The sequence below is a fragment of the Methylotuvimicrobium sp. genome (assembly GCF_050611805.1).
In the GTDB taxonomy this organism is placed as follows: domain Bacteria; phylum Pseudomonadota; class Gammaproteobacteria; order Methylococcales; family Methylomonadaceae; genus Methylotuvimicrobium.
In genome coordinates this window covers 65,989-71,988 of record NZ_JBNGHF010000023.1, presented here as the reverse complement: position 1 = coordinate 71,988, position 6,000 = coordinate 65,989, and the positions used below count along the sequence as shown (strand labels likewise).

Sequence of the window (6,000 nt, the reverse complement as noted above, 5' to 3'; positions counted from 1 at the left end):
TTGACACCAACACAGTGAGAGGAGTCCATATCATCATCGTAGATCAAAATTCGGCGCCGGGGTGACCGTCAAAGGACGCCGTCAATACATCCATGTGGCTCTATGCTGGCCCCTCGCCTAACGCTAGGTGAGGGGCCGATCACCCCGGTGCCTCTTTAGGCATCGCCGAAATTTGAAGTGCGAAAGGTATAATGGATTGTCATTATCAAGGCGATTTATTGTATCGATACACGATATAATCCGCAATTGAGCTTTATTCCGCGCCTTAAAACTGATTCATGAGTTTCCACGAACTAAACGCCCGGTTTCGCCGATTGCACAAAGAGCATGCCGCCTGGCGTTTGTTGCGCTCGGACAATGCACCGTTGATACTGGCCTTTGTCGCCGATTTGTTCGAAGAGGCCGACGAAATCGCGTTCGGCCGTGCCAAGATGGCGCTCGATACCGAGTTGGAGCATTGGCGCGAACAGGGCATTATTGAAGTCGAGGTCAATGCTGCGACCTATCTGCGGCAATGGATTCAAGCCGGTTGGTTGCGCGAGTTGGACGATCATTTGAGCAAAACCGATGCCTGCGAGGTCGCTCTGCGTTTCTGCCGGCAATTGGATCAGCGCGAGACCAACGCTACCGCGTCGCATTTGCGTATCGTGCAAGATGCGGTACGGGATCTATCGGTCGCGATCAGTCCCGACCCGGCTGAACGCATTCAATTGCTGGAATCGCGCAAGGCCGAAATTCAGCGTGAACTCGACGAACTGGAGGCCGGTATCGTTCATGAATTATCGGATACCGAACAGCGCGAGCGGATTATCGAGATTTATCAATTGGCAGCAGTGTTGACCGGCGATTTTCGCCGTGTCGAAGACGAAATTCGGCAAATCGACCAAACCCTGCGCGTACAAATGATCGAATCCGGCGGCAGCCGCGGCGATGTGATCCTGAGTCTGTTAGAACAGGAGCAACTGCTGGCCGCGAGCGATGCGGGCCGGGCTTTCGATGGCTTCTTTCAATTATTGTGCGATCAAAATCGCAGCACCGAATTACGCGAACAATTGAAAGCGATTTTAAGCCGTCCGGCCGCGAAAAATCTCAGTGAGCAACAGGCCCGCTTTCTCGGTAAACTCATGCGCGAATTGAGCCGCGAAAGCGGCAGGGTATTCCAGGTGCGCCGCCGTACCGAGGAAAATCTGCGGCAGTTCGTCGAAAGCGGCGCGGCCGGTGAAATGCGCGCCGTGGACCGATTGCTCGGCAAGTTGGAACGCTTGGGGGTCGGATTTAAGGAGGCCGATATTTCGATGCGTCACGAAACCAGTCTCAGACTCGACAGCGGCCATGTCAAAATACAATCCCCGGACAGTTGGTCTTTGAAAATGCCCGAGGAACAGCTTGATACGCGCAATGTGCAGGAACACATCAATACCGGCACGCCCAGCGATACGATGCTGCGGCAATTGCATGCGGTACAGGTATTGGCTGTCGCGGAAAAATTACGCAGCACCTTGCGGGCCAGCCGAATTCCGCTCAGTATCGCCGGTTTGGTTGCGCGACAGCCGATTCAGGCCGGCCTGGAAGAATTGATCGCATTTCTCAGGGTTGCGCGCGCGGTCGGCGCGACCGAATTGCAGGGCAGGGAAACCGTTGAGATTAAAGATAGAAACGGGCAGTGCTTGAAAGCTGAAATACCGCATTATTTGCTCAGCGCCGAGCAATTTCCCGAACGACTTGAGGAGTTGATTTTGTGAGTTTTTTCGATAAACCGCTTGGCGAAGAGTCTAGTGGGCAGCCCGATTTGTTCGATTTACTGCAAGGGCGTACCGAGCCGGCCGAGGTTTCCAGCGCGCAGCAAACCGATGAATACCTCGCGTTTGACGAGAAGTCCGAAGCCGGCGGCGAGACGGAAGCCGATTCCGGCCGATTGCCGCCCGAAGCACGCCGTGCATTGGTCGGGTTGCTGCGCCACGGCGTGATCATGGCCGACAATAAACGCCTGCAATTCGAGGCCTTGTGCCGCTACCGCGCACCAGTCGAAGCCCATCTGGCCGATATGTATCTGCGCCTGTTGCTGGACGAACATGCGGGATTGGCTATTTTACTGCAACAAGAAGCGGAAGAGCTCGACGAGGACGACGAAGTCAGTAGCCTGATTGTCAGGCGAACCTTGACGTTGTACGATACCTTATTGCTACTGGTGTTGCGCAAGCATTATCAAGAACGGCAAAATGCCGGCGAACAGCGCGTTATTATAGATATCGACCGCGTCGATGTCGCGTTACGGCCGTTTCTGCCGCTGACCAACAGCAGTCGCAGCGACCGGCGGCAGTTGAGCGGGGCGTTGAAAAACATGAAAGACCGGAAAATTTTGGCGGCGGTGCGCGGCGATGAAGAACGTTTTGAAATCACGCCGGTGATCCGTTATGTCGTCAATGCGGCCTTTCTCGAGCAAATGCTCGAAGAATATCTGAAGCTAGCGACTGGCGCCGGCCTGAGCGAAGAACAGGAAGCTTCCGATGTCTGACGGGAAGAGCGCGCAAGTCCGGGATGTGTTCGCTTGCGGTGCGATCCGGCTGCGAGAATTGTCGGTCTATAACTGGGGCTCCTTTCACGGTTTGCATACGGCCCGTATCGATCCCGATGGTACCTTGATCACCGGCGATAACGGCGCCGGAAAATCGACTCTGGTGGACGGTTTGATGGCCTTGTTGCTGCCGGCCGGCAAGGCGACGTTTAATGTCGCGGCGGCTCAGGGCGACCGGAGCGACCGCAGCTTGATGAGCTATATTCGCGGCAGTTTCGGCAGTGCCCACGACGGAGGCCGGACCCGGATATTGAGCAAGCGCGAAGGCGCGGTCGTCACTGGACTTCGGGCTTCTTATCAGGCCGACGACGGTTCGCAAATAACGCTCGCTGCCTTGTTTTGGATGTCGCATGCCGGTAATGCCCTAGGCGATCTAAAGCGGGTTTATCTAGTCGCACGCCGTAATGTGACCTTGAAAGAATTGCTCGATGCCTTCGGTGACGGCGATCCGCGTACATTGAAACAGTTCTTACGCCAAGATCCTATGATTACCGCTTGCGACGACCGTTTTTCCGAATATCAGGAACGCTACCGGCGCTTGCTGCACATGGATAACCCGAATGCGCCGGCGTTATTGGCGAGGGCTTTGGGCCTGAAGAAAATCGACGATCTGACTTCATTGATCCGCGATCTGGTGCTTGAACCCAGCAATGTGCGCGACGATGCGCGTAAAGCGGTCGACGAATTTGCCGATCTGGTCGGCATTCACAATCAGTTACTCGACGCCCGTCAGCAGCGCGATGCCTTGGCGGACTTGCCTGGCGTGACCGAAGACTTGCAGCGCGCCGAACAGGATTTGCAAAAGCTGGATGCCGAATTGGACGGCCTGTCGGCTTGGTTCGGCGAACAATGCGCCGGGCTATGGCGGTTGCGCATCGAAACCATCGCTTCGGCGCTGCAGCAGGCCAAGGATCATCTCGAACGGCTGGAAAACCAAGTGAACGAAGCCGCGGAGCGTTCCGAGCAATGCCATGCCGATTATCTGCAAGCCGGCGGCGAGCGTATCGAATTCATCAAGAAAGACTTGCAGGCCGCCGAAGCCAAACTGGCCGAAGTCAATCTCAAGGCCGCGCGCTATCAGCAAGTTGCAGGCTGTTTGCAATTGGAGGGCAGACTCGAAGAAGCGGTTTTTCAAGACAACCAGCAGCGGGCGCAACAGGCCCGAGAAGCCATCGCCAACGAAAAAACGCAAGTTCAGAACGATTTCGCCGCGGAGGCCGCCAAACTGAGTAATGCTCAGGAACAACAACGGCACTTGCAGGACGAAATCGGCGAAATCGAGGCGCGCCCCGATTCCAATATCGACGCCAAGTTTCAAATCCTGCGCGATGAAATGGCCGAAGCGCTTGGCTTGGATCGCGGCAAGCTGATGTTCATCGGCGAATTGTTGGACGTGCGTGAAGACGTGCGCGCTTGGCAGGGCGCGATAGAGCGTGCGTTGGGCGGGCTGCGCACGACGCTGGCGGTGCCGGAAAGCGATTTTCCATTGGTCACGCGCTGGTTGAATCAACGTCATACCGGCTTGCATGTGCGCGTGCAAGTCGTTCGCGAGCTCGACCAGGCGCCGGAATTCAAAGTCGACGGCTATTTACGCAAACTGGCTTGGCGCGAGCATCCTTATCGCGACTGGCTGAAACGGCACCTGGCGCGTTTCGATCTGCACTGTGTCGAAAGCACCGAACGGCTCGACCAAACGCCTTTTTCGATGACGCGGCAAGGCTTGATGCACATGGATCGCGGCCGCTTCGAGAAAAAAGATCAGCAGCGCATCGACGACCGCCGCGCCTGGCAATTGGGATTTTCCAACAAAAGCCGCCTGGCTCTGTTGCGTCAAGATGTCGAACGCTTGAAACAAGAAGTCGTCGAGTTGGGTAAGGCGGTCGGCAAGGCTCGCGAAGCCATGGATTCGGTCGACCGGCGCGACCGGCAATGGGAAGAACTAAGTCAGTTCCGCTGGGCCGATATCGATGTGCCGTACTGGCAAAACCGCATCGCGGGACATAAACACGATATCGAACAATTAGAACGGGTCGGCGGCGATCTGGCCGCCGCGAAGGTGCGTTGGGAAGCGTCGAAAGCGGCATTACAGGATTTGCAAAAGCAAAAGGATGGTCAAATCGGACGCGTGAGCGCGATCGGTAAGGACCATGAAAACGCCGAAAAAAACAGACAACAAGCCTTGAAGCTGGCCGAAACCGGCGTTGCCGACGATTTGCGCGCGGCATTGCTGAAAAAAATAGGCGCACTCAAGGACGCGCAACTGGAAGAAGCCGCGAAAATCGAGGAGCGTTATCGCCGCGATATGGAACAGCAACGAGGAGTCGTTCGCGCCCGCAAAGACCGGGCCAGCCGGTCGGCGGTCGGCATCATGACCGGTTTTCGTGCGAAATGGGAAATCATCGCTGCTGATTGGGGCGGGGATCTGGCGAGTCTGCAGGATTATCTGGCGCATTTAGCGCAATTGGAGCAAGAAGGCCTGCCGGCCTTGGTCGAAAAGTTTCGCGAACGCCTCAACCGACACGCGACGCAATCGCTGGCGGGGATACGCACACGAATCGAATCGGAGCGGGAAGACATCGACGAGCGCATCCAAACGATCAACCGGGTGCTGGAGCGGACCGAATTCCGGGCCGGAAGTTATTTGCAATTGGGCATGAAAAACGAGCAATACGAGCATGTGCAGCATTTCAATCGCCTGTTGAGCAAAGTCATGGAGCAATTGACCAGCGACGATCACGAAGCGCGTTTCGCCGGCTTGCAGCAGGTCATCGCTATTCTGGAAAAGGCCAGTAATCCGGCTACGGCCAATACGCAGGAAAGTCTGCGTTTGCTCGATCCGCGTCATCAACTGTCGTTTTATGCCGAGGAAATCGGCGCGGAAGACGGCAAGATTCGCGATGTGTTGATGTCGTCCAGCGGTAAATCCGGCGGGGAAAAAGAATCGTTTGCGGGCACCATCGTCGCGGCGAGTCTGGCTTACGTATTGACGCCGGATGGCAGCGATAGGCCGGTCTACAGCACCGTATTTCTCGACGAAGCCTTTTCGAATACGGCCGAAGCGGTCAGCCGCCGGGTACTGCGCATCTTCAAGGAGCTGCATATTCATGTCAATTTGATCACGCCCTATAAGAACCTAAATTTGGCGCGCGAGTCCGCCAGCTCGCTGTTGATTGCCGAACGCGACGGAGCGGCGCATGAAAGTAGCCTGTGCGAAGTGACCTGGCAAGAGATCGACGAGCGTTTGCGGCAACAAGCCGAAGCATTCGATGTGGTGTTGGCATCCTAGCGTTTATGAAAGCCAGGCAATCGCTCCAGCAAATGAAAGTTCTCTGGTGGCGGAGGGGCGGTCACTCGCCCGACAGGACGCCGTGAATACGTCCTTGTAGGCTCGACGGCGGAATCTAATTGCCATGGATGGCGTGTAT

The 6,000-nt window shown here is 56.1% G+C and carries 3 protein-coding genes; all 3 read left to right on the top strand.

The window, feature by feature from the left end; all coding sequences use genetic code 11:
• The first annotated feature begins 278 nt into the window (after positions 1 to 278).
• The 3 genes from ACRJJO_RS12770 to ACRJJO_RS12760 are packed head-to-tail and all read left to right on the top strand — an operon-like array spanning position 279 to position 5,861.
• A complete protein-coding gene (locus ACRJJO_RS12770) occupies positions 279 to 1,742 on the top strand; it encodes a DUF3375 domain-containing protein (RefSeq protein ID WP_431066105.1) in 1,464 nt (487 codons plus the stop codon).
• Complete coding sequence (locus tag ACRJJO_RS12765; RefSeq protein WP_431066104.1) at positions 1,739 to 2,515, top strand: DUF4194 domain-containing protein; 777 nt, start codon at positions 1,739 to 1,741, stop codon at positions 2,513 to 2,515. The genes ACRJJO_RS12770 and ACRJJO_RS12765 overlap by 4 nt, the downstream gene beginning before the upstream one ends.
• Entirely contained in the window at positions 2,508 to 5,861 is a 3,354-nt protein-coding gene (locus ACRJJO_RS12760) for an ATP-binding protein (protein WP_431066103.1), read from the top strand. The genes ACRJJO_RS12765 and ACRJJO_RS12760 overlap by 8 nt, the downstream gene beginning before the upstream one ends.
• Positions 5,862 to 6,000 lie beyond the last annotated feature (139 nt).